Source organism: Faecalibacterium sp. DFI.5.82 (genome assembly GCF_029076575.1).
Taxonomy (GTDB): domain Bacteria; phylum Bacillota; class Clostridia; order Oscillospirales; family Ruminococcaceae; genus Faecalibacterium; species Faecalibacterium duncaniae.
Genome location: NZ_JARFIS010000003.1, coordinates 1 through 22536, shown reverse-complemented (window position 1 = coordinate 22536; position 22536 = coordinate 1). Strand labels below are relative to the sequence as shown.

23 protein-coding genes and 1 rRNA gene are annotated in these 22536 nt (G+C 57.0%); 1 reads left to right on the top strand and 23 read right to left on the bottom strand.

From position 1 onward, the window contains the following. From P0G09_RS05765 to rsxC, 7 genes are all read right to left on the bottom strand, one after another. Nucleotides 1-3111, bottom strand: coding sequence for an InlB B-repeat-containing protein (locus P0G09_RS05765; RefSeq protein ID WP_275252184.1), 3111 nt, complete (start codon nucleotides 3109-3111; stop codon nucleotides 1-3). Between the two features lie 635 nt (nucleotides 3112-3746). Further along, nucleotides 3747-4664 carry an RnfABCDGE type electron transport complex subunit B gene (locus P0G09_RS05760; RefSeq protein ID WP_005935155.1) on the bottom strand — a complete coding sequence of 306 codons (918 nt, stop codon included), beginning with the start codon at nucleotides 4662-4664 and terminating at the stop codon, nucleotides 3747-3749. Nucleotides 4665-4679: 15 nt separating this feature from the next. Further along, nucleotides 4680-5312 carry an RnfABCDGE type electron transport complex subunit A gene (locus P0G09_RS05755; RefSeq protein ID WP_275252183.1) on the bottom strand — a complete coding sequence of 211 codons (633 nt, stop codon included), beginning with the start codon at nucleotides 5310-5312 and terminating at the stop codon, nucleotides 4680-4682. Nucleotide 5313: 1 nt separating this feature from the next. Further along, the gene (locus P0G09_RS05750) at nucleotides 5314-5979 is read right to left on the bottom strand and encodes an electron transport complex subunit E (RefSeq protein ID WP_005935151.1); all 666 of its coding nucleotides are present in this window, start codon (nucleotides 5977-5979) and stop codon (nucleotides 5314-5316) included. A gap of 16 nt (nucleotides 5980-5995) precedes the next feature. After that, nucleotides 5996-6544, bottom strand: coding sequence for an FMN-binding protein (locus P0G09_RS05745; RefSeq protein ID WP_005935149.1), 549 nt, complete (start codon nucleotides 6542-6544; stop codon nucleotides 5996-5998). Then, complete coding sequence (locus P0G09_RS05740; protein WP_005935147.1) at nucleotides 6541-7500, bottom strand: RnfABCDGE type electron transport complex subunit D; 960 nt, start codon at nucleotides 7498-7500, stop codon at nucleotides 6541-6543. The genes P0G09_RS05745 and P0G09_RS05740 overlap by 4 nt, the downstream gene beginning before the upstream one ends. After that, the gene (gene rsxC / locus P0G09_RS05735; RefSeq protein ID WP_223384326.1) at nucleotides 7500-8822 is read right to left on the bottom strand and encodes an electron transport complex subunit RsxC; all 1323 of its coding nucleotides are present in this window, start codon (nucleotides 8820-8822) and stop codon (nucleotides 7500-7502) included. Before rsxC ends, P0G09_RS05740 begins: the two co-directional genes overlap by 1 nt. Nucleotides 8823-9167: 345 nt before the next feature. Here rsxC and P0G09_RS05730 point away from each other — a divergent pair, with 345 nt between their 5' ends. After that, a complete protein-coding gene (locus P0G09_RS05730) occupies nucleotides 9168-9293 on the top strand; it encodes a hypothetical protein (RefSeq protein ID WP_005935143.1) in 126 nt (41 codons plus the stop codon). A 100-nt stretch (nucleotides 9294-9393) separates the two neighbouring features. Here P0G09_RS05730 and P0G09_RS05725 read toward each other — a convergent pair whose 3' ends face one another. From P0G09_RS05725 to rrf, 16 genes are all read right to left on the bottom strand, one after another. Then, entirely contained in the window at nucleotides 9394-9912 is a 519-nt protein-coding gene (locus tag P0G09_RS05725; protein WP_207697897.1) for a hypothetical protein, read from the bottom strand. Nucleotides 9913-9934: 22 nt separating this feature from the next. Continuing rightward, nucleotides 9935-10471, bottom strand: coding sequence for a DUF5662 family protein (locus tag P0G09_RS05720; protein WP_097773294.1), 537 nt, complete (start codon nucleotides 10469-10471; stop codon nucleotides 9935-9937). Continuing rightward, nucleotides 10468-12357: a glycosyltransferase family 2 protein gene (locus P0G09_RS05715; protein ID WP_156059987.1), complete on the bottom strand. Its 1890-nt coding sequence runs from the start codon at nucleotides 12355-12357 to the stop codon at nucleotides 10468-10470. Before P0G09_RS05715 ends, P0G09_RS05720 begins: the two co-directional genes overlap by 4 nt. 3 nt (nucleotides 12358-12360) lie before the next feature. Further along, nucleotides 12361-13104: an ABC transporter ATP-binding protein gene (locus tag P0G09_RS05710; RefSeq protein WP_005935135.1), complete on the bottom strand. Its 744-nt coding sequence runs from the start codon at nucleotides 13102-13104 to the stop codon at nucleotides 12361-12363. Between the two features lie 13 nt (nucleotides 13105-13117). After that, entirely contained in the window at nucleotides 13118-13927 is an 810-nt protein-coding gene (locus tag P0G09_RS05705) for an ABC transporter permease (RefSeq protein WP_223384331.1), read from the bottom strand. A gap of 6 nt (nucleotides 13928-13933) precedes the next feature. Next, entirely contained in the window at nucleotides 13934-14500 is a 567-nt protein-coding gene (gene rfbC, locus P0G09_RS05700; RefSeq protein WP_005935131.1) for a dTDP-4-dehydrorhamnose 3,5-epimerase, read from the bottom strand. Nucleotides 14501-14644: 144 nt separating this feature from the next. Next, nucleotides 14645-15964 carry a serine hydrolase gene (locus P0G09_RS05695; RefSeq protein WP_156071422.1) on the bottom strand — a complete coding sequence of 440 codons (1320 nt, stop codon included), beginning with the start codon at nucleotides 15962-15964 and terminating at the stop codon, nucleotides 14645-14647. A gap of 70 nt (nucleotides 15965-16034) precedes the next feature. Further along, nucleotides 16035-16625, bottom strand: coding sequence for a dipicolinate synthase subunit B (locus P0G09_RS05690; RefSeq protein WP_097771569.1), 591 nt, complete (start codon nucleotides 16623-16625; stop codon nucleotides 16035-16037). Then, on the bottom strand, nucleotides 16622-17416 hold the full coding sequence (locus P0G09_RS05685) for an NAD(P)-binding domain-containing protein (protein WP_154276862.1): 795 nt from the start codon (nucleotides 17414-17416) through the stop codon (nucleotides 16622-16624). The genes P0G09_RS05690 and P0G09_RS05685 overlap by 4 nt, the downstream gene beginning before the upstream one ends. 103 nt (nucleotides 17417-17519) lie before the next feature. After that, the gene (locus P0G09_RS05680) at nucleotides 17520-18341 is read right to left on the bottom strand and encodes a hypothetical protein (RefSeq protein WP_275252182.1); all 822 of its coding nucleotides are present in this window, start codon (nucleotides 18339-18341) and stop codon (nucleotides 17520-17522) included. 275 nt (nucleotides 18342-18616) lie between these two features. Further along, nucleotides 18617-19558 carry a histidine kinase dimerization/phospho-acceptor domain-containing protein gene (locus P0G09_RS05675; protein ID WP_275252180.1) on the bottom strand — a complete coding sequence of 314 codons (942 nt, stop codon included), beginning with the start codon at nucleotides 19556-19558 and terminating at the stop codon, nucleotides 18617-18619. After that, complete coding sequence (locus P0G09_RS05670; protein WP_215696639.1) at nucleotides 19540-20220, bottom strand: response regulator transcription factor; 681 nt, start codon at nucleotides 20218-20220, stop codon at nucleotides 19540-19542. Before P0G09_RS05670 ends, P0G09_RS05675 begins: the two co-directional genes overlap by 19 nt. A gap of 4 nt (nucleotides 20221-20224) precedes the next feature. Then, nucleotides 20225-21088, bottom strand: coding sequence for a TraX family protein (locus P0G09_RS05665; RefSeq protein ID WP_275252179.1), 864 nt, complete (start codon nucleotides 21086-21088; stop codon nucleotides 20225-20227). Between the two features lie 66 nt (nucleotides 21089-21154). Next, entirely contained in the window at nucleotides 21155-21673 is a 519-nt protein-coding gene (locus P0G09_RS05660; RefSeq protein WP_275252178.1) for a GNAT family N-acetyltransferase, read from the bottom strand. 119 nt (nucleotides 21674-21792) lie between these two features. Then, on the bottom strand, nucleotides 21793-22263 hold the full coding sequence (locus P0G09_RS05655) for an LURP-one-related family protein (protein WP_005935115.1): 471 nt from the start codon (nucleotides 22261-22263) through the stop codon (nucleotides 21793-21795). 148 nt (nucleotides 22264-22411) lie between these two features. Then, nucleotides 22412-22528: ribosomal RNA gene (gene rrf / locus P0G09_RS05650) — 5S ribosomal RNA — on the bottom strand. Nucleotides 22529-22536 lie beyond the last annotated feature (8 nt).

Sequence of the window (22536 nt, the reverse complement as noted above, 5' to 3'; positions counted from 1 at the left end):
TTAGTCATCTTCCTTACGGTGCTTGCGCAGCATCAACAAGGCAACGCCGCCAGCTACCACAGCAAGGATGACGATGTAAGGCAGGGTGTCGAGGAGGACACCAAGGTCAGGCTCGAGCGTCCGGTGATTAGTGAAGTGAACCGTCTGCTCAGTTGTACCGATTGTTACAGTTGCAGTACGATTCTTTTCGTATACTTTACCGTCTGTACCAATCTGCCAGCTGGTCTCGTACTTTTCGCCGATGTAATCGTCCTCTACAATCTTGTACTCGCCACTCGGCAAATTTTTGAAGGTAATCGACGCTCTATCTTTCAGCGTAAACTGACCATTATCTTTCCATTCAACCTTTGTACTATCAGCATCACTAATTTCAATATTTGCACTCGCGATGTTCACCGCTGTGCCATCAGCCTTGGTAATCGTAAAGGTAAAAGCCTTATTGGTGTCGCCAAGTTTGCCGGTAACGGTTTTGGTAACAGTCAGGTTGGCGGAAGCAGGCACATACTTTGCGTAGAAAGTTGTATCTGCACTAATGGTATCCTCTGTAAAATCAAACTTGCTTGCAGGTGTAAAGTTCTTATCCGTATACCAACCCTCAAATTTATAAACGGTTCCATCCGCTGTTTCTTTTGTTGCCGGGCAATCTGCTTCAGTTTGACCTGCGCGGAGAACATCCGGACGATTGATATTACTCAGCGAAATCGAATTGCTCCCTTCTGGGATAGTAAATGCTCCGCCATAATCATTCACTAGATCAAAAGTATTTTTACCCGCATCCTGAACCATAAACGTGACATTGATGTGCGTTGCATCATGGATCAATAGCAAACCATCCAGATGGTACGTCATTGTTTCATACTTAACCGGCGTAATCGGAGATCGATATACACCATTCGTGTATTTGGATTTATACTGCTCTTCATACTCCTTTTCATCCTTCCAATCTCCCTGCGAGCCATTTTTGCCAGTATTGGCTCCACCCGTTGCAACCACCTCGTACCATTCAATTGTGTACGTGCCGCCATAATTCTTCTGGGCATCTTGCTCCCAACTACTCGGTTTTTCCAGATAATAGTAATCCTTGTAAGAACCATCCGCCTGTTTAATCGGAATCACAGGAAACTGTCCGGAATCAACCAAAATTTCTGTTCCAAGCTTATTTTTGGTATTGTTTGTGTCATAAAGCTGGTTCTCAGGACGCACTTTACCTTTATATTTTACCGGATCCTCTACATTCAAGATTGTACCAACGGCCATACCATTCCAAGCCTTATTTTCCACACTTGGCTTGTAATAATCTTCCTGAGATTGCGAATAATCCCGAATCTGCGTGTAAACATAGAGACTAAAAGAAGATTTCGTTTTAGTGTCAACAACCTCAATAGAATCCGTTGTATCATTATTCCCCAGCTTATTCTTTTTTTCACCATAGTCATGCCTAACCTTCACTTTGCCACTCGAGGTAAGTTTTAGCCTCACGGTTTTATAGGTATCGCCCTTTCCGTTAGTTGCACCAACGAACTCAGCACAATTTTCTCCTTCTATAATCCTCCAATTGTGATAATAATTACTTTTTCCGTTTTTGGATCGCAGTGTAATCGTTGCACCAACCGGAACTTTTGTATCGCCCTGAATGCTGCTGATCGTAGCAATTCCATCATTCACATTCGGGTACTCAACGCCATCAATCTCAATGCTGACGATCTCAATGCCGTCATCATCGAAGTCTTCACTTCCCTGATCCGGGTATTCCAGCGCAATCACAAAGGGGCTGAAGCTGGAGGTCTCAAAGGTCAGGGTGCCATTCTCATAGCTGACAACATCCAGTTTTTCCACGGTATTGTTGTCTTTCAGGTGGAGCACCTTCAGCGCATCAACAGTGAGCGCTCCCATTTTTTCCATTGCCGCGACATCCGGCAGTTCGTTCAAGCCAGAAACAGTAACGGTAGCCTTATCGCCGTTGGTAGGTTGCACCGTTTCGCCGTTGGCGTTCTTGGGGGAGATCTTCAGGCCCAGAATGGGCATCATTTCCCCAAAGCTGTCCTCGTGGCTCTCATAGAAGCTCTCCATATCGTCATCACCCATGTGGATGACGCTGAGGCTATGGGCGGCAGAGGGCAGGTTTTTCACCTCCACCGGCAGGGTTGTGGTTTTCAGTTCGCCGTCCTCGTCCTCGTAGGAAGCAGAAGCCTTGGCAGTCAGATCCACAGGCACGGGGTTCTTGTCCACCAGATCCTCGTGATCCACGTCCTCTTCCTCATCGGAGCCAACGGTACCGTCCTTCCATGCGGCGTAGACGTTCACGGTGGTGGTCTTGTCGTCCAGAATGTTGCTGGTGGGGTCGGTGAGGTTCAGGCGCACCCGGTTGCCAAACTCGTCCAGCGTGTACCAGTAGTCAAACTGCCGCAGTTCGCCCTTGGGGTCCCGGTTGGAGGAGGGGTTCTCGATGTAGCTGCTGTAATCCGCAATGGTCTCTGCCCGGGGCACAGCCTGAATGAAGTACAGGTTCCACAGAACCTCACCGTTCCGGGCCAGATACTCGCTCTCCGTCATATTGTTGATCTGTGCCTGAGCGGTAATGTCCTGCAGGTCAAGGGTGTTCAGCTCCCTCAGCCAGAAGCGGTAGACCACCATATCCTGCAGCTTTTTGATCTCGTCGCCGGAAACGACCACTTTGTCATCAGGCTTTTCCACCACGTCGTCCTCGCCGGACCACTGGGTCTCGGGTTCGGGGTCGGTACCGGTGCTGGAGCTGGGGCCGTACTCAATGACGGTGCCCCACTCCGTTTCCTTAACGCTGGGGCCGCCGTCGAGGTTGTCCTCGCCGCCCTCTACAGGCCGGGTGGCTTCCTCCTCGCCAAAACCGACAGCTTCACCGCCGTCTACAGGCCGGGTGGCTTCCTCCTCGCCGAAACCGGCAAATCCGTCGTCAGGATAGGATGCCTCGCCGTCATCTACGGGCCGGGAGGCCTCTTGATTGACCTGAGGATCGATCAGACCCTCCGTTGCAAACACCGGCACAAGGCAGGTGCAGATGACCGCAAGCGCCAGACAAAGCGCAAAAACACGCTTCACCAGCCTATCTTTTTTTCCGTGATGATTTTTCCGCACAGTGGAGCCCTCCCTGCATCATAGTATTTTTGGCAAAACCGGAGGAAAAGATATTCAACTTTTGTCGTTTTTCTTTCCCTTGGCAGGTTATTTTTACCAGATACATCATTATCGTAATTATAGCATGTATATCCAGTATTTTCCATAGTGAAATTTTATTTTCCCTTCCCCTTTTCAGACAAAATATTCTGCGATATACAGCACGTTATGAACCGCCGCAATATATTGTGGGGAGTAGCGCAGTCCAACTTATCCGCACCGCCCGCCGCATTGATATATCACGCAGTTTTGTGTTGTATCTTCGCAGTTTCACTCTTTATAATACATGAAACGCAGATTCCTTTCACTTTTTTCGAAATTTTTTGAAAAAAGTTTTCGGAGCCCTCTCAGTCAAAGCCTGACGGCTTTGCCAGCTCTCCCAAAGGGAGAGCCAATTGCGGCTCGACCTTCAGCGGCATTTACCACCCAAAAGCCTGCCCAAAGCTCCCGTTTCCCTTGCAGATGCGTTGGCTCCCCCCTCGGGGGAGCTGGCGAGCGAATGCGAGACTGAGAGGGCGTGCCTCACCAAAAAGCGCCCCCATCACTCAAAGGAGCAATGGGGGCGCTTTACCATATTACATTACAATGGGTTCCGCTTACTCAGCCTTGGGGGCTTCGGGAGCCTTTGCCTCCTCAGCCTTTGCGGCGGGCTCTGCCGGAGCGGCAGGAGCGGCAGCGGGCTTCGGAGCCTGCTTCACCACGGGCTTGGGGGGATTCGGATCGTCCTTCAGCGGGAAGAGGATGATGTGCTTGGGGCACTTCTGGGCGCACATGCCGCAGCCCTTGCACTTGTCGTAGTCCACACGGGCCACGCCGTCCACAACGTGGATGGCATCGAACTTACAGGTGCGCTCGCACATGCCGCAGGCAATGCAGGAGGTGGTGCACAGCTTGTTTGCCACAGCACCCTTATCCTGATTGGAGCACATGACCACGGGCTTGCGGGGGCCGCCTGCGTCGATCATAATGACGTGCTTGGGGCAGATGTTGGCGCAGGCACCACAGCCGGTGCACTTGTCCTTGTCCACCTTGGCCACGCCGTCCACAATGTGGATGGCATCGAACTTACACACCTTGGTGCAGTCGCCCAGGCCGATGCAGGCAAAGGTACAGGTCTTGGGGCCGCCGTACAGGGTGGCAGCAGCGGCGCAGGTCTGGATGCCCTTGTACTCGTAGCTGGGCTTGCAGTGCTCAGAGTTGCCCTGGCACTGGACCACAGCCTTCTTCTCCACAGCGCTTGCCTCACCGCCCATGATCTTGGCAATGGCGGCAGCAGCCTTGGGGCCGCCGGGGGCACACTTGTCGCAGGGTACGCCGTCCATAACAACGGCCTTTGCATAGTCGGCACAGCCGGCGTAGCCGCAGCCGCCGCAGTTTGCACCGGCCAGGCAGGCAGAAACTTCTTCAATACGGGGGTCTTCCTCAACCGCCATGAACTTTGCGGCCAGCACCAGAACAACGGCACCGATCGCGCCCACGATGGTACAGAGGATCACAGCAGATACAATATTCATAATCCTGTTCCTCCCTTACAGCGTCACGTTGAACAGGTTTTCGACGAGGCCGCCGAAGCCCATAAAGGACAGGCTGGTGATGGCTGCTGCGATCAGGGTGATGGGCAGGCCCTTGAAGGGTGCCGGGGGATCGCAGGCTTCCACACGCTTGCGCACGCCGCTGAACATGACCATGGCCAGCATAAAGCCGACACCTGCACCCACAGCACAGACCAGAGCTTCAATGTAGGCAGGGGCAAAGCCAAGGGTAGCAACGTCTGCACCGTAGTCGTCCACGACCAGAATGGTCACGGCCAGCACGCAGCAGTTGGTGGTGATCAGGGGCAGGTAAACGCCCAGAGAATTGTACAGTGCAACAACATACTTCTTCAGGAAGATCTCGATGAACTGCACCAGCACTGCAATGACCAGGATGAACACGATGGTCTGCAGGTAGCCCAGGTCAGCGGGGTTCAAAATGAAGATCTGGATGGGGAAGGTGACAGCCGTTGCCACCAGCATAACAAAGATAACAGCGCCGGACATACCAATGGAGGAATCCAGCTTCTTGGAAACGCCCAGGAACGGGCAGATACCGTAGAACTTCACCAGCACGTAGTTGTTCACCAGGATCATGCTGAAGAAGATCGCAGCAAGTTTGACTAACATCTTATTCTGCCTCCTTCTTCAGGTTGTCGAGGTCGCAGCAGCTCTTGCGCTCGATGCGGGCATCCAGCTTGCCTTCCAGCCAGACGCAGCCGGCCATCAGCACGCCGTAGCAGAAGAATGCACCGGGAGCCTGGGTCATAATGCTCATCTTGGCCATGCTCTCGGGCAGAACCTGGAAGCCCAGCCAGGTGCCGCTGCCCAGGATCTCACGGATGGAGGCCATCAGCACCACGGTGAGGGTGTAGCCGATGCCCATGCCGATGCCGTCCAGTGCGGAATCCACCACATTGTTCTTGCAGGCAAACATCTCGGCACGGCCCAGAATGATGCAGTTGACAACGATCAGGGGCAGGAACACGCCCAGTGCGGTGTACAGGCTGTCCATGTAGGCGTGCATCACCATCTGAACGATGGTCACGAAGCCTGCAATGATGACGATGTAGCAGGGCAGATGGACTTTAGCGGGGATCACGTTGCGCAGCAGCGAGATCAGGATGTTGGAGCACACCAGCACGAAGGTGAAGGCTGCGCCCATGCCCAGCGCGCTGGAAACTGCCGTGGTAACAGCCAGGCAGGAGCAGGTGCCCAGAACCAGACGCAGAACGGGGTTTTCTTTGATGATGCCGTTGGTAAGGATGCTTACCTTGGACTTGTTTTCGCTTGCCATTTCTTACCAACCTCCTTTATGCCAACTCGTTGTAGCAGTTGATGCAATCGTTGATGGCGGCAAACAGAGCCTTAGAGGAAATGGTTGCGCCGCTGTATGCGTCGTAGCCCTGGCCCAGGGTGATGTTCTGGGTGCCATCCATGCCATCGAACTGAGCAAGGAAGCTGTCGGTGGCAACGTTGCTGCCGATGCCCTTGGTCTGGGTAGAAGCGTCCACCCAGATGCCGGTGACAGTGCCGTTGGTGTCGAAGCCGATGATGACGGACAGGATGCCGCCGTCAAAGCCCTTTTCCTCAGCCTTGATGGCCAGGGAGCCGTCGGTGGCCTTTACAGCACCGGTGATGTTCTCGGTGGTGTAGTCGGTCACTTCCTCCAGATCGGAGGCGCTGGAAACGGTGGGCATCACGTCCACATAGGCAGCCAGCGTTGCGGCCTTCTGGTTATCCTCAATGATGGGAGCCGTAAAGGAGTTGACCATGGCCAGCAGCAGGCTGACGATCAGTGCGATCACGCTCAGCACAACAACAGGCTTTACACTGGTCTCCCAGGAAGAATTCTTATTCATTTGCCAGCACCCTCCTTTGCTTTCTTTGCAGGCTTAACATAGCCGTAAGGAGTCTGACGGGTCCAATCGTTGATAAAGGGGACCCACAGGTTCATAAACAGCAGCGCGAAGGAAACGCCCTCGGCGTAGCTGCCCCACTGACGGATGGCGAAGGTGACGATGCCCAGGCACAGGCCGTAGATCAGCTTGCCCTTCAGGGTAAAGGGGCTGGTAACGTAGTCCGTTGCCATGAACACAGCACCGAACATCAGGCCGCCGGACAGGATGCCGACCAGTGCGCCGTGCAGGCTGCCGGTGGAGATCAGGTAGAAGATAAACATGCTGCCGATGTAAGAAGCGGGGATGGCGATGCTGATGGTCTTGGTGGCCACCATATAAATCAGGCCCAGCAGGATAGCCAGAGCGCAGGTCTCGCCCAGAACACCGCCGTGCACGCCCATGAACAGATCCAGCAGGCTCAGCTTGCTGGTGTCAGCCACAGCCAGCGGGGTAGCGCTGGACAGCTGGTCAACCGCTGCATCGGGGAACACCCAATTGTTCATGGAACCGGCAAAGCTGATGAACAGCACGATACGGCCCACCAGTGCAGGGTTTGCAAAGTTCATGCCAATGCCGCCGAACAGCTGCTTGACCACGATGATGGCAACCAGGTCGCCGATGATGAGCTGGCCGATGGGCATGCCCACGGGCACGTTCATGGCCAGAATGATGCCGGTGACCACAGCGGACAGGTCGCTGATGGGGTTTGCCTTCTTCAGCAGCTTGCAGTACAGCCACTCAAAGGCCACACATGCCACAACGGACACTGCGGTGACCAGCAGGGCACGCGCGCCAAAGATGATTGCAGAGGCCACCACACAGGGGCACAGGGCAACGATCACGTTGGCCATCAGGCTCTGGGTCGTTTCCTCACTGCGCAGGTGCGGGGAGGCCGAAACAATAAGCTTCGTATCCATTACTTATTGCCTCCTTTTTTGATTTCACCAAGGTAGAACGCCTTTGCCAGGCCCATCATCTGGGTGCAGGGGCGCTTTGCCGGGCAGACAAAGGTGCAGGAGCCGCAGTTGAAGCAGTAATCAACATGCAGCTTGCCCAGCTCCTGAACGTCGCGGGCAGCGTAAGCCTGGTTGACCTCCACGGGCTCCAGACCCATGGGGCAGTACTCCACGCAGCGGCCGCAGCGGATGCAGGGGTTGACCTGCGGGGGCTCTGCAGCAGCGGCACTGAGCATGATCAGGCCGGAGGTGGTCTTGGTGGTGGGGTAGCTCAGGTTCTCCACAGCGGGGCCCATCATGGCACCGCCGGCAACCACCTTGCCCAGCTCCACACCGCCCTTGATGCCGGCAGCGTTCAGAACATCCTCGTAGGCAGTGCCCACGGGAACGATCAGGTTCTGGGGCTTTGCGCAGGCATCGCCGTCCACGGTGATGGTGCGTTCGACCACCGGCATACCGGTAGCCAGGTACTTGCCCAGGGTAGAAACAGAGGTCACGTTCATCACGATGGCACCTGCATCTGCGGGCAGACCGCCGTGCGGAACCTCGCGGCCCAGGCACTTCTCGATCAGGATCAGCTCTGCGCCGGTGCCGTAAACACTGGGCAGTGCCTTGACCTCGATGGCGGGCTTGTCTTTGGTCTTCTGGTTCAACAGCTCGATGCACTCGGGCTTGTTGTTCTCAATGCCGATGACGCACTTCGGGATGCCGGTGTACTTCAGCACGGCCTCGATGCCGCGGACGATATCATCGCTGCAGTTCAGCATCTCCTGCGTGTCGCTGGTCAGCCAGACTTCACACTCGGAAGCGTTGATGAGCAGGGTGTCCACGGTCTGCTTGGGCTGCAGCTTGACATCGGTCGGGAAGCCTGCGCCGCCCAGACCCACCAGGCCGCACTCACGCACGGCTGCCAGGAAGCTGGCCTTGTCGGTGACCTCGGGTGCCTTCACGGCAGGGTCCACGGTCTGCTTGCCATCGGTCTTGATGACAACAGAGTCGCACATCCGGCCATTGGAGAGACGGAAGGGTTCTACAGCGGCCACAGTACCAGAAACACTGGAGTGGATATTTGCAGAGACGAAACCGCCTGCCTCGCCGATCTTAGTGCCAACAAACACTTCGTCGCCCTTTTTGACCAGGGCTTTCGCCGGAGCGCCGATGTGCTGGCTCATCAGGATGCGTACCTGCGCGGGCAGAGGCATCGGAACTGGTTTGCTTGCAGCGGTTGCCTTGTCATGCGGCGTATGCGCGCCAAGCGCCGCACGTTTCAGCTTGTTCAACATGGAATAAATCCCCCATTCTGCTTGAATTGCCACCCCTGCCCTCATGCGGGCGCACTGCGGCAGGGACAGCAGCTGCTTAACACAGTTATTGTATCATTTTACAGCCGGAAGTTCAACGACAACAGCACCAAAATGATGCAATTTCCTCAATTTTCTTTGCCATTTTTAACGATTAGCCGTATCTAACCAATTGTCTTTTTATTAACAACCACCAACTTTACGCAACTTTACTGCCGTTTGCCTTTCTGCCGGGATTATGGTATACTGTTGCTAATGACCCTGCGGAACGTCCCCTGCTCCGCATTTGAACGACCGGGCCATGCCCGCCAAGGAGGATCGGATACCATGAAAGTTCTCAAAGCTCTGCTTGCCATCTTCACGTTCTTAGCCGCCGCACTCACCTGCACGCTTCTCTTTGTGCAGGACAGAAACGCCCCCCACTATATCAAGATCTACGAGAACGAGCAGTAAGCAGTTTCTCTGACAGACAAGATCCCCCGGAAAGCGGCCCGCGCCGCCCTCCGGGGGATCTTTATGCTTTATGTTTTCTTTCCTCTGTATCGGGGAACGCTCAGTTCACGTCGAACAGGCAGACCAGCTGATAAGTCGTTGTCAAACCAGCACTGTTTTCTGTTTTTACAAAGGCTACACCGATTCTGTCTGCCAGATTGTATGCGCTGGTATCTTTGAACAGCACATCATACTTGGCACTGCCCTTCACCGCCGGGTTGCCACTTGTCAGACCAGGAATCACATTCTTATCCGTCAGGCCAACTACGATCTTCGCATTGCCGCCCATTTTTGCGACAATTTTCTGATACTCTTCTGCGTAGGTAACGGACTTCTCACGGTTTTCCAGCCAGTTGTTCAGCAGTTCTTTTGTGATCTCGCTGTACTTTGCACTGTAATACACCTGACCCAGGCCCTCCTTGGAGTCTGCTGCCATGTGATTCACAGTGTCAACCACGTTAGCAGTATCGATATCCGGAATCACCTTATCCGGGTCGGTGGTGCCGTCGCAGGCGGTCAGCATTGCCAGTGCCAGAACACCGGCCAGAACAAGTGCCAGAACTTTTTTGAAACGTTTCATTGCAATGCCTCCTTGATTTTATTTAATCGTTATCTTCACACCCGAGCAGGAATCTTATGTAGGCAAAGGTGCGCTCCTGCCCCAGATCCCGGACCATCAGCAGCAGCTTTTCCAGCAGCGCCCTTGTTTCGGGATGGAGCAGATAGTGATCCTTGCTCTTTTCATAATACTGCCACGGGGATGCGTCGGTGTACTTGTCGCCCAGATAGATCTGGCTGGCCGCCACGCGGTCGCAGACCATCTCGCAGACATAGCGCAGGGGCATTTTCATGCCGCCCAGGCCGGATTTGTTGGTTGTGTAGTCGATCCAGTATTCCAGATGGTGCTTGTTGCGGCCCTTATGGTGGAGCCATGCCGAGGAATAGCCCCGGGCGGCGCGCTCTGCCTCGTTGGGGCTGTGGTCGCCCTGATAGTAGATGCAGCCCGGGATGAACTCGGTGGGGCTGTACTTGCTCAGGTCATGGGTCAGGCCCTGCTGATAAAGGCCGCATTCAAAGCAATACTTCATCACCAGCAGTTTATGCCGGGTGATGGTCTCAAAGTGTCCCTTGATGTTCATTGGAGGGTACCTCCCCGGAATCTTACCGTTACCCTGCCCTCTTTCAACCTGCGCAGATCGTCGCTCTCCGAAAAATCCTCCCGGTCGCGGGTCAGGTTGGGGTTGTAGTAGGGGTCATCCAGAATGTTTTCCTTGCCGTGGATGGTGTAGAGCCGCTGCTGCTCCGCCGCAAAGCGGGCCGCCTTAACGGGGTCTTTTTCATCCCCGCCCCGGCTCTTGCTCTCATAGTGGATGAGCTCGGCGTAGGGGGTCCAGGCAATGCGGTAGCCCGCATCCCGCACCCGCAGGCAGAAGTCCACATCGTTGAAGGCCACGGCGAACTGCTCGTCCAGTCCGTGCATCTCGTCATAGACGGCGGTCTTTACCAGCAGGCAGGCACCGGTCACGCCGGAGAAGTCCTGCACGGTAGAGGTGCGGAACAGATAGCCGCTGCCGCCCTTCTTCTTATACTTGTGGCTGTGGCCCGCGTAGCCGCCCAGACCGGTCACGATCCCGGCGTGCTGGATGGTCTCATCCGGGTACCAGAGCATGGCACCGCAGATCGCCGCACCGCCGGGGTGGGCACACTGCCGGAGCAGCTCCGTGAGCCAGTCGCCGTTTACCACTTCCACATCGTTGTTGAGCAGCAGCAGATAGTCGCCCTCTGCCGCTTTCCGGCCAAAGTTGTTGATGGCCGAGAAGTTGAAGCCCTTGCCCGGGTAGGTGACCACCTTCAGGCCATCGTACCGCTGCCGGGCCTTCTCGTAATAGGCAAAGGTGGCCGGGTCTGTGGAGTTGTTCTCAATGACGATGACCTCGAACCGGTCCCAGGTGGTCTTTTTCCAGATGCTCTGCAGGCACTTTTCCAGATCCTCGGTGTGATCCTTGTTGGGGATGAGGATGCTCACCTTCGGCTCCCCCACAATGTCCCACCTGACCCGATAGGTGCTGGGGTACAGGCCATCCTCTATGGTACCGGTGCGGCCGGTGCGCTCCAGATGGTCGGCCAACGCCTTCTTTGCCGCTTTGGCAACGTAAGGCTTGGCATCGGTGCCGCCGGAGGTCGAACCTTCGTGCACCCGCCAGTAGTAGAGCACCTGCGGCACATGGGCCGCGCCGCCCACCTGCTCAATGAGCCGGAGGAAAAGGTCGTGGTCCTGACTGCCATCACATTCGGGGCGTTCCCCGCCTACCTGCTCGAACAGCTCCCGCCGGAACACGGCCAGATGGCAGATGTAGTTGCAGCAGAGCAGATAATCCGGGGCGTAATCGGGTTTGAAGTGGGCCACCAGCGGCTTTTCGATCTTTTTGGTGAAGAGGGCCTCGTCGCTGTACAGGAAGCCGTCCGGCTCCCCTGCCTCGCGCAGCTGCCGGATCGCCTGACCCATGGTGTACATGGCGTGGGGCGCAAGGATGTCATCGTGGTCGGCCAGCGCCAGATATTCCCCCGATGCCAGTTCAGCGGCGGCGTTGGTGTTGGCCGCAATGCCCTTGTTTTCGATCTTTTTGTATACGATGTGTTGATATTTCGCCTGATATTCCCTTACAATATCCCCCACACTGCTGTGGGCGGCATCGGAGGCATCCGCCAGGCAGAGCTCACCATTGGGAGCGGTCTGGTTCACGAAGGAATCCAGAAACTGCCGCAGAAACACCTCAGGAGTATTATACAACGGTGTCAACACGGAAATCGTCGAAAGTTGGCAGTTTTCAAAATTTTTTCCTGCCATTTCGGCTCTCTGGGCTTCCAGCACCTTTTTTGCGGGCAGGTAGCGGGCCTTTTTGCCAAAGCACCGCCGCCTGACAAAACCCGCGCCCCGGGCCAGCATGGTGCCAAGACCCTCGTCCTTTGTCAGCTGCACCGCATAGCCTGCCAGCTCTCTGGCACGTTTCAATCGCACATTCATGGCTCAGGCCTCGCCGCGCTGGGTGGCCTTGTAGGCCGCGCAGACTGTCTCGGTATCGCCGTTCATTTTCAGGTGGCCGTGGCTCAGCCATGCCACCTTGCTGCACATCCGCTCGATCTGCTCGATGGAGTGGGACACCAGAATGACGGTGGTGCCGCCTGCCATCAGCTCCTTCATCCGTTTTTCGCATTTCTGCTGGAACAGGAAGTCGCCCACCGAGAGCACCTCGTCCGCAATCAGGATATCGGGCTTGGTGATGGTGGCAATGGCAAAGCCGATGCGGGCCACCATGCCGGAGGAGTAGTTTTTCAGCGGCACATCCAGAAAGTTCTGCAGCTCGCTGAACTCCACGATCTCGTCGAACTTCTCGTCCAGATACTTGGGCGAGAACCCCAGCACCGTGCCGTTGAGGTAGATGTTCTCCCGGGCGGTCAAGTCCATGTCAAAGCCCGCACCCAGCTCGATGAGCGGGGCGATGGTACCGTTGACGGTGACTTTGCCCTTGGTGGGCTTGTACACGCCCGCAATGGTCTTGAGCAGGGTGGATTTGCCCGAGCCATTCAGGCCCACCAGACCGTAAAAATCGCCGGGCATGATGTCCAGGCTCACGTCCTTCAGGGCGTAAAACTCGTCGTACTGCAGGCGGCCCTGCACCATGGCCAGCAGATATTCCTTCAGGCTCTCGTGCTTTTCGGTGGAGAGGTTGAAGCACATGGACACGTTGTCCACTTTGATGATCGGTTCCATTCTTCTCCCCTCCTTAAATATGCAGCACAAAACGATCCTGCGTTTTGCGGAACATGTGCACGCCCACCCACATGGAGACCACTGCGCAGATGCCGCAGACCGCAAACATGTTGAGGTCCAGCGGGATGCCCCACATCAGGGTGCGACGGAAGCCGGTGATATACCAGTACATGGGGTTCAGCTTGATGATCTGCTGCATGTTGAACCCGCCGATGGAAAAGGTCATCTGGGTGGGGTCATAGAAGATGGCGGAGAAGTAGAGCAGTGCCGTGATGAACACGCTCCAGATGTGCATGATGTCCCGGAAGAACACCGTTGCCGCCGCCAGGAACAGACCCACCCCCAGGCTGAAGAAGAAGAGGGTGATGAGCGGGTAGAGCGCTTCCAGAAGGGTCAGGTGGAAGGGCGCGCCGGTAAAGATCATCACCAGCAGCAGGGCCACAAAGCTGAACACGCAGTTCACCATGGCAAAGCAGCACTTTTCCAGCGGGAAGATATACTTGGGGATATACACCTTTTTCAGCAGGGGGGCAGCGCTGAGCACGCTGCTCATGCTGGAGGAGGTGGCTTCGTTGAAGAAGTTGAAGAGCAGCTGACCGCACATCAGGAACACCGGGAAGTTGTCGATGCCGCTGCCCCGCATATCCATCAGGCTGCTGAACACAGCCCAGTAGACCAGGCACATCAGCAGAGGGTTCAGCACGCTCCACAGCACACCCAGCACGCTGCGGCGGTATTTCAGCTTGAAATCACGGCTGACCAGATTCCACAACAGATAGCGGTAGCGCCAGAAGCCGTTGAACATTCCTTTCAGTTTCGCCACGGGCTATCACCACTTTTCAAAGAATTCAAACTTCTGGGCTGCAAAGGGCTCATGCAGCTTGTCCTTTGCGCTGGTCTTGTGCTCACAGCCGCAGTCAGGCCACTGCACGTTCACGGTGGGGTCATCGTAGGGGATGCCGCCCTCGCTGGTGGGGTCATAGACATCGGTGCACTTGTAGCAGAACTCGGCCACATCGCTCAGCACCAGGAAGCCGTGGGCAAAGCCCTCGGGGATATAGAACATCTTCTTGTTCTCCTCGCTCAGGGTCACGCCCACCCACTTGCCAAAGGTGGCGCTGTGGGGGCGGCAGTCCACGGCAACATCATAGACCTCGCCCTTGGTCACACGCACCAGCTTGCCCTGGGTGTGGTTCTTCTGGAAATGCAGGCCGCGCAGCACGCCGCGGGTGGAGCGGCTCTGGTTGTCCTGCACGAACTCCTTGTCGATGCCGGCAGCAGCAAACTGATCCTTCTGGTAGGTCTCCATAAAATAACCGCGGTCATCACCGAACACCTGCGGCTCAATGACCACAACACCAGGGATCTCGGTCTCAGTAAACGTAAACTTGCCCATATTTCTTTTTCCTCTCTGTTTTCTTTCAGAAAATTTTGTCTGTTTGTAGTATATGGAAAAGTCCTTGCGGGCTTTTGCGCGATAGATCAAACTTTCCCTTCCTGCCAAGGCCTCCCCTGGTAGGGGAGCCTCTGGCGAAACGGGTCAGTGCTTACTTCTTGATTTACCTTTCTTCCATTTTATTCTCAGCCGCACCACGCCGAACGCCGCAAGAGCGGCCAGCACGGTGGCACCGACCGAGATGGCCAGCAGGCCGCCTGCGATCCTCTTTGGCCCCACATCCCGGGAGGCGGGCAGGGTGGCGTTGGCGCTCTTGGCCAGCAGCTCCTCCAGCCCGGTCACAGCGGCAGGCACCCGGACGCTGGCCGTTTCCTGCACGTCCCGCCCATGAATGGTATACACCGCATACACCGCCGGGTCAACCCCCAAGAGGTATCGTTCGGGCAGTTCCAGCGTGACCGACACATCCGCAGCGGTCAGGCCGTCGGCCAGCAGCAGCTTCACGCCGGGGTCAGAAACCGTCACCGTGCCCAGCGTGCTGCCGCCGCCCGCCACTTCCAGCTCCCCGGTCACGCCCTGGGCAGGGATCTCGGTGTAACCGGTGTAGCGGGCAAAGGCATCGTCCAGCAGGGTGCGGACATCGTTGTATTTGTCGGTCTTGATCTGGCTCTGCATGGTCACGCAGATCAGCCGCACGCCGTTCTGCTCCGCCAGGCAGACATAGCTGTACCGGGCAATGTTGGTGTAGCCGATCTTGGAGCCCAGGATGGCCGGGATATAGTACCGGCTGGAGCCCACCCGCATTTTATCCTGCTGGTGGAAGTACCGGGTCACGGGCTGGACATTGGTCGGGCCCATGGTGTACATCTCGTTCCGGGTAAACAGCGTCTCGAACCCGGGCTGGGTCAGCGCCCAGCGCAGGATCTGCGCCATGTCATAGCAGCTGGTGTAGTGGTCCTCATCGCTGATGCCGTGGGGGTTGGCAAAGTGGGTGTGTTCCAGCCCCAGCTCCTTTGCCTGCGCGTTCATGGCGGCCACACCGCCTTCAATGGAGCCGCCGCCGAAGTATTCGGCCAGCAGGTTGGCCCCATCGTTGGCGCTGGCCATCATGGTGGCATACAGGGCATCGGTCAGGGGCACTTCCTCCCCTTCCTGCAGGGCGATATGGCTGGAATCGGTGCCCGCCAGCGAGTAGACATCCTCGTGGCTGACCGTCAGCTTGACATTGTCCCACTTGCCCTGGGCCTTTTCACAGGCAAGGCCCAGCGTCATCACCTTGGTGATGGATGCCGGGTGCAGTTCCTCGTTCATGTTCTGCTGGGCCAGCACCAGACCGGTGTCGGCATCGATGATGCAGTACGCTTCCGTAGCCGTCAGTGCAGGCCCGGCAGCTGCCGCGCCCGGCGCAAACGCCGCCAGTGCGGTCAAAAGCACCGCACACAGCATGGCGATGTGTTTTTTCATTCCAGTTCCTCTATCTCAAGATATTATGATATAGTATACCACATTTTTATCCCTCTGAAAAGAGAAACCCTCAGTTCCACTCCCGGAGCACCGGCTGCAGCTGCTGACCGTGCAAAGCCGCCTCCAGTGCAGCGGGCAGCAGGGTGAGATCCGCCTTCAGACTCTGGGGTTTCTGCGCTGCATCGTCCTGTCCGTAGGGCACAAAGTAATAGTGCTTGCGCTGCATCAGCCGGGCGATGTTCTCCCCGGAAGCCCCCAGCCCATCGTTGGTGGAGACAGCCAGCAGCACCGGGCACCCGACCCGCAGCAGGCTTTTTGCCGCCAGCGTGACCGGCGTGTCGGAAAGGCCCGCCGCCAGCCGGGCCAGTGTGGTTCCGGTGCAGGGGGCCACCACCAGTGCCCGGGCCAGCTGCCGCGGCCCCAGCGGCTCCACATCCTGCAGGGTATCCAGCACCCTGTGGCCGGTCAGGGTCTCCAGCCGATCCTTCCACTCATCCGCCCGGCCAAAGCGGGTGTTCAGGCCGGAGGCCGCATAGCTCATCACCGGCAGCAGCTCCCAGCCCTGCCGCACCAGCTGTTCGGCCTGAGCCACCGCCGCGCCCAGCGTGCAGAAGCTCCCGCAGACCGCAAACGCCACTGTCCCGCGCAATTGCCTTTTCATGGTGTTCCCTCCCTTTCCGCCAGGATCTCACAGACCGTCCGGGCCAGAGCCTCGCCCGCCGTTTCGGGGGCGCAGGCCGTGGGCAGGCTCAGGGCATGGATGGCCCGGTGCCCCAGCCGCCGGGCCGCGGCAAAGTCAGTGCCGCCCGGCTTGGATGCCAGATCCACGATCAGGCTCCCGGGCCGCAGGGCTGCCAGCACGGCTTCCGTCAGAACAGGGGCCGGGATGGTATTCACCACCGTGTCAAAGGCCGGAGCGGCCTGTTCCAGCCGGGCCAGATCCACCGCCCGCAGGCTGAAACTCTCCGCCAGTGCCCGCTGGGCCGGCCGCCGCGCGGCCACCGTCACCTGTGCTCCCAGTGCCGCCAGCCGTACCCCAAGCGCCTGCCCCACCGGCCCAAAACCGGCCAGCAGGATGGCGCTGTTCCAGAGCGTCCGCGTCCGCTCCGCCATCAGGATGCCGATGCAGCCCTCTGCTGTCGGGATGGCGTTGCAGAGGATCAGTTCCTCCCGGGCAAAGTAGTCCACCAGCTCCACGCCCGCCTCCGCCGCGATCTGCCTTGCCTGCGCCGAGAGCTTTCCGCCCAGCGCCAGCGCTCCCGGTTTTGCGGCCCGCAGCAGCTCCGCCAGCGGGGTGCGGCTCTCGTCCAGCGGCAGCGGCAGTAAGATGTAATCGGCCAGTGCCGTCTGCTCCGGCCCGCCCACCGCAAACCCGGCACGGGCCAGCGCCCGGCCTGCCGCCGCCAGCCGCGCGTCCGTTCCGATCACCGCAAATCGTCTTTGTCCATCCATTCCCGGCCCCTCCTCCCCATGGTCTGCGTCATCCTATGCCCATGGAGCGCCGGGTGTGAAAAAGCCGCCGCTCTCCGTCAGGAAAGCAGCGGCGATCTGTTTTTTACGATATCGGCTTTTCGGTCAGAGCGGCGGCAGAGATTGCCTCCGGCTCCTCCATGTTTCGCGTCCGCTCCACGGCCTCACGCATCCGCGGCAACTGGACGGCTTCATCAAAATCCGCATATTCCTTTGCGTAGGCAGGCACCATCTCCAACCGGTATTCTGCACTTGCAACGCTCCATTCCCGGATAGAAAAGTGCTCCGGCGGGAAATTCAGCCAGTTTCCACTCTCTCCAAACTGCGAGACCGCGTCCACCTGAATGCGGAACAGATTCTTCGCATAGTAAGCGGTCCTTGCGATATTTTTCCGGTAGAGCTTCTGCAGATCCTTTTCCCGGCTCGTCGCCTTGCAATACGTCACAAATCGGGTGTCTGCCATCCGCTCTCTGGCTTCCAGCAGGCTCAGGATCGTGCCCTGCTCATCTACCAGATACCCGTTGGTCGTTGGGTCCAGCATATACCACTTTTCCTGCGACCGGTCGTAGATCTCCGTGACAACGTGACAATCAAAATCGAAGGGAGAATAGGGCAGGAAGCGCACACGCCGTGCGTAGATTCCCAGTGCCAGGCAGACCTCCTCCAGAATTTTAGCCTTATTCAGGCAGTTGATGCCCTGTTCCGGTTTATTCAGACTATAATCCAAAAGCGCCAGGGCGTTGCAGTCCACATGGCCGTCGTACCACGGGCTGTGCGTCAGCTTAGGCGAGAGGTATTTCAGCACCCGAATTGCCCGCTGCAGGTCCGTGCCTTTTCCTGCAATTTTCTCAAAGGGATACTTTTTCAGGAGGTCGGCATACTCCGGGCAGTCCATGCGATATTCCACCGCCGTGCTCTTTCCCGGTTGAAAGCTCCGATTGTTCCGCAGAATTCCGCGGTAAACATTGTAAAGGACTTCTGTCTCTTCAAAATTCATTGTTTTTCCCCTCTCTTTTTTGGATAGACGAACGAATGGCCGTAAGTGTTCATTTTTCCCTCTATTTTCAGACCCTATCGTTTTTTATGATACCACGGTTTCCCTGCTCATGCAATGCAAAATGCCCGGCCATGCGGGCGTTCCCACACAGCCGGGCGGCTTCCTTTTTCATCATTCGGGTCTGCTCAGGGCCGCTTATACTTCAGCGGTGTCTGCACCTGAGCACGGATCTTGAGCAGATAGGTCCGGGTCTGCTCGGTGCCCCGCAGGATGGCCTCCACCTGTTCCCGCTGCTCCGGGGTCAGGGCCTTGTCCTCGGCCAGCAGGTCGGCGTTGCCCTCAATGACGGCCAGCGGCGTTTTGAGCTCATGGGAAAGCTGGATGATCTGCTCCCGCTGCTGCTGCTCCATTTTCCATTGGGCCTGCAGGCTGGCCGTCAGCTCCTGCCCCATGGTCTGCAGGGCAGCCAGTGTCTCGGCGTATTCCCGCACCTGCGCCCCGGAAAAATCGATCTCTTCCACGCCCTTTTTCTCAGCCACCTGCCGGGAGACCTCGGTCAGGCGGGCCGTCTCCCGGGCCAGAAACTTTCTGGAGCGGTGGGTGCTCCACACCACCGCTCCCACCAGCAGCAGAATGCCCAGAATGCAGTGCACCGTCTGCACATCTGGCAGCTTTCCCCGCAGCGCAGGGGCGGCGTAGGGCACGGCATAGTCAAATTGCAGCAGACAGACCGTTCCGTCCTGCAATTTTGATGTCATATAATACTGTGTGTATCCAAAATGCCAGCGGGTTTTCCCCTGCCGGTTCTCCATTGCCCGCTGCAAGTGCCCTGCATCCATATTGGTGGCCAGCACCTCGCTGCTGTCCGGCGCGGCAAACAGGGCGTAACGGCACAAGGAGTCCAGCTGGGTCTCATCAAAGGTGGCGGCAGTCATGCCCGGCAAAACGTCCTGTGCAGCCTTCTGGCAGGCCTGCGCGGCCTGATTGGCCGGGAGCGCCAGCCCACTGTTGATGACGCACATCAGCGCCGCAAACCACAACAGCAGCGCCAGCACACAGCAAAAAACGGTCTGCACCAGATATCGCAGCAGTACACCCCGCAGGGAGATCAGCCCTCGTTTTTCCATTGATATCCCACACCCCATACGGTATTGAGCAGCTTTTCCGGCTCCGGCACGCCCGCCGCCCGCAGCTTTGCCCGGATATTTTTGATGTGCTGTGTCACGGCTGTGTCGTCCGCAGTGCCGTCAATACCAAAAACCGCTTCGTAAATTTGCTCCTTGGTAAAGGTCTGCCCAGCGTGCAGCGCCAGATACTCACAGATGGCATACTCGGAGCGGGTCAGCGGCAGAGGAGTTTCTCCCACCGCCGCCTCCCGCGCGGACAGGTCAAAACTGACCCCGCCGCGCACCAACCGATGCACCGGGGTGCGGTTCTGCCGCCGCAGATGCGCCGCCACCCGCGCCCGCAGCTCTGCCACCCGGAAGGGCTTGGACAAAAAGTCGTCTGCCCCGATGCCCAGCCCCTCCAGAACAGACGCTTCGTCTGTCCGGGCCGTCAGAAACAGAATGGGGGCATCGGTCAGGCCCCGGATGCGGCGGCAGACGGCAAAGCCATCCTCCCCGGGCATCATCACATCCAGCAGGATGCAGTCCGCCCAATGGCAGAGTTGTTCGGTAAGCTCCGCGCCGGAGAGCCGCGTTTCCACCCGGTGGCCGTCCCGCTCCAAGGCAGTGCGGATCAGCTTGCAGAGTTCTATATTGTCATCCACTGCCAGAATATTTGCCACAAGATCACCTCAAAGCGTTATAAACAAGGCAGGATGCCCCATACAGCAGATACACATGGGCGGGGTAGAACCAGTAGAACAGCTGCTTGTGTCCGCTGCCACGCTGCCCGTTGTACAGCAGCATCAGCAGCACCGCCGCCACCCCGAACCACTCGTAGTTGTTGGTGAACATCTGGGTCCAGACAAAGCCCTCCTGCCGGCAAGCCATCCCGAAGGTCAGCACAAAATCACACAGGAAAATCACCAGTGCCCATACCGTCAGCTGCACTTTGCGCCGTCCACGCAATGCATACAGCAGCGCACCGCCCAGCAAAAAGCTCCAGCTGCCGTCCGTGATGCTGGTCCACAGGGGCAGCGGGCTGGTGATGACAAACGCCACCACCGTGGAAGCCCACGGCATCTGCTGGATCTGGGGGAAAGCGCTCAGGAACGCCATTATCACAAACGGCCAGCACAAAACGGCGGCAATGGCAGCTATGCCTTTTGCAAATTTCTTTTCCCGCAGCCAGTCGATGCCCTGCCAGACGATGCACAGCAGCATCAGATCCTGAAAAATAGCGTTCAGCGGGTAGAAGCCATCCCCGCGCCGGAAGGCTTTGGCGTAGATCATAAAAAATTCCAGCGCCGCCATGGCCGTTCCGATACCCCAGATGCGGATAAAATACCGCCTGCGGTCATGGGTGTGGGCAAAGCCCTCCACCGTGCAGAACAGAAACAGCGGTGCGCTGAGCCGCCCCAGCATACTGAACACCGTTGGGATGCAGCCGGTGAATTCAAAGAAATAATGAATGTGATCCAGCACCATCAGCGCCAGTGCAATGGTCTTGAGCTGGGTACCGTCCAGCCCGTTTTTCAATTTTGTCAGCATACAAATTCCCCTTTCGATGATGCTATCATTGTAACAGGGAAATCTGTAGGAATTCTGAGGGAGAACTTATTTTTCCAGATAATAGCACACCAGATCCGTGGGGCCGCGCTCTGCATGGCGCATGGCCTTGTGTTCGATGCCCTCATAGGCAAAGCCCAGCATTTTCAGCAGCTCCCCGGAGATGGTGTTATAGGCATAATGCCCACCCGTGAAAAGCACCGTATCCGTTTTCTCGAAGAACGCCTGAATCACAGCCGCCAGCGCTTCCCGGGCATAGCCCTGCCGCCGGACATCCGGGGCCATCTCAATGCCCAGCTCCCAGCCGGGCACGGCACGCTCGGCATCCATCAGCGAGATCACGCCGATCACACGCCCATCTGCCTTGCGGACAACGCTGTAACGGGTCTGTCCCGCAAATTTCTGCATCAGACGGTCATATTCCTCATCCATTGCATCAAAGGCATGATAACCGCCGCAATCCAGCGTGGTCTGCTCATCCGAGAAAATCGCAAATACGTCCTGCGCGTCCTCCACCCGGAACTGCCGCAGCTGCAGACGCTCTGTCTCGATTTCAAACACTTCCATTTGTACCTCGTTATTTTCAGGTTCTATCGTACTTTTTAATGATACCACTGTTTTCCGACCTGCGCAATGTAAAAAGCCCGGCCATGCGGGCACTCCCACACAGCCGGGCCAATTCAATTTCATTTTGCAGAACACTTTTCAGCATCGATGGCCAGCACGAACATCAGCACATGGAGCGCGTCTGCCGGGTCAACGATATCCAGCACATAGGTGTCTGTCCATTGCAGCAGCTCTTTGGAAACCGTTGCGACTGTCTCTCCCACCGGCTTTGTAATGGTGTAATCCCACCCAGGGAAATCTCCCTCCACATGCCAGCCATTGAAATCGATGTTATACTTGGGCTTGAACCAGCCCAGTTCCTTTTCGAGGCAGCCGATATAATTTTCGCCCTCATAGAGTTCAAACTTGGGCAGCCAGGTCAGCACCTCCTGCTTGACAGTACCAAGCTCGTTCTCTTCCGTGTCGAAGATTTTCAGGCAGTGCCCCCACGAGAGCTGCCCTTTTACCACATAGACCGTGTTCTCGTTTTCATCATAGATATCGTAGCTGTCGAACCACGAAAACATCCGTTGTTTGAATAGAAGCTTCATCCTGCCCCTCCTCTTTTTGCGATTTCACCGCAAACGGAATACATGCTTATCCCATATACGATTCAGGGACGGGTTTTAAGGCAGAAGCTACAAAATTTTTTTCAAACAACAAACCCCCAAGGAATTTCTTCCTCAGGGGTTTCATGTAAGTCGGCGACTACCTATTTTCACGCGCCGTTTCCAGCGAACTATCTTGGGCACGAGTGAGCTTAACTTCTGTGTTCGGAATGGGAACAGGTGGAACCTCACCGTCATCGTCACCGACCAATATGA